This is a genomic window from Mycobacterium sp. TH-M116 (assembly GCF_057473685.1).
Genome location: NZ_JBYCLC010000258.1, coordinates 1 through 1,882 on the forward strand (window position 1 = coordinate 1; position 1,882 = coordinate 1,882).

General features: G+C 62.3%; 1 protein-coding gene. It reads left to right on the forward strand.

Features of this window, described 5'->3' with window-relative positions; genetic code table 11:
* Positions 1-1,415 precede the first annotated feature (1,415 nt).
* On the forward strand, positions 1,416-1,882 hold a 467-nt coding region (gene cysC / locus AC2VOK_RS13070), incomplete at its 3' end, for an adenylyl-sulfate kinase (protein WP_428900860.1).

Here is a 1,882-nt window from a genome sequence, read left to right on the forward strand (position 1 = left end):
GCGCGGAGGAGGCGCGGAGGAGGCGCGGAGGAGGCGCGGAGGAGGCGCGGAGGAGGCGCGGAGGAGGCGCGGAGGTGGGCAAGGGCGCACCTCGGCCTCCCCTGCGGCGCGACGGCGCCGGCTCGGAGCCTGCCGCCGACAGGTCCCGTGACAGGTCCCATCGTGGATCGAAAAATTTTTTGCGGCAACAGGTATGGATGCACCGTCGCGCAAGCCCACGGGAGGGTTGGCAGGAGAACCGCATGGTGGGCGAAGCCGGCCGGTGCCGCGGGCGCGTGGGCGGGGCGCGTGTGCGGCGTCACGGGAACCGGGGCAATCATGCGCCCATTCGAGTTTTGTCGAGGGGTCGGCGGGAGCGCTGATTTCACGCGAGTGGTGGTGTGCCTGGGCATCGCCCGTCCGATGCGACACCCGGGTCGTCCGTTAGCTGGACGTCTCGATGAAGTCTGCTGGAAATATCCTGTGCATCAACCCCGTCGAGTTGTCCCCCGGCCGGTTCTTGGGTTGACTGACGCTCGAAGTAGCAAACTTGCGGTGTCGAGGCTAGGGGGTCGCCCCGGCTTGGTCGCGCAAGACGGCGGTGGGGCTCGCCATAACCGCTCGTCGGACACCGACGGCCAACAGTCCCTGCGTAACCGATCAGTATTTGGCTGACAAGTGAGTCAGCCATGTGTGACGCAGGAGGACTATGAGCGCCGATTCAACTTTCGCCCACCCTGGTTTTAGCTGATCGCCACCTGGACCCGCGGTCCACGTGGTCGATTGCCTTGTGTAGTCGCTGGCGGCGAAAAGTCAACCGCATGAAGCGATTCCTGTCGGCTCACACCGAATCGACAACCGGCCCAACATCCCCCGAACCAACTCCTGACGCGCGAGGAGTGGATTCATGGTTGCCGACACCAACCCTGAAAGGTCAAGAACACATGGCGCGTTCGCGCATCACCGAGTGGAATGCCGAGGATACGGTCGATGCCGAGGCCGGGTAAAGAGCGCAGCATCGTCGCGAGCACGTTGCCGCTGTCTTTGGAATTGAAAGACCCTCTGAGGGGCTTGTCGGGACAGGAGCGGGGGAGTGCGCGGAGTTCGCTGAATTTCTGCCTTTTGGTCGATGTTCTTGCAGATTGCCATCCGCGATCGGACCAGACCGTGGAATGGGACTTCGCAGCAGGTGACGGCATCTACAGAAATTCGGCCCCCGAAATTCGGTCCCATTGGGGAGGCGAACGTCTTTGACCCATGACAAGCCGGGAGTGAAATGTTACGGAGCATTTGCAACCAGCGGGTAAAAAATTGAAATCAGCCGATCGAAATACGCACAGAAAGGCGGAATATGACGTCGTCGCGACACCACATCACATGTCTGCGCGCCGAAGTTCCCGATCGCAGTGTCGATACAGCCGGAAAGGGGCTTTGCAGTGAGCACTGACATCACGTGGCACGACCACAACGTCACTCGAATCGAGCGGGAAAGGCTCAACGGGCACAGGGGCTGCGTCATCTGGCTGACCGGGCTGAGTGCCAGCGGCAAGAGTACGGTTGCCAACCTCGTCGACCTGAAGCTCCACGAACGGGGCATGCGCAGCTATCTGCTCGACGGCGACAACGTCCGTTACGGGCTCAACGCGGGTCCGGACATCCTCGAGGAAAACCACGGCAAACAATTCGCCGAGCGTTTCGGCCTAGGCTTCTCGGCCGAGGACCGTGAGGAGAACATCCGACGGATCGGGTCGGTGGCGAAGCTATTCTGCGAGGCAGGGATCATCGCGTTGACGGCCTTCATCAGCCCGTACCGCCGCGACCGGGACAGGGTTCGTGCGACGCTGGACGAGGACGACTTCGTCGAGATCTTCGTCGACACGCCCATCGAGATCTGTGAGCAGCG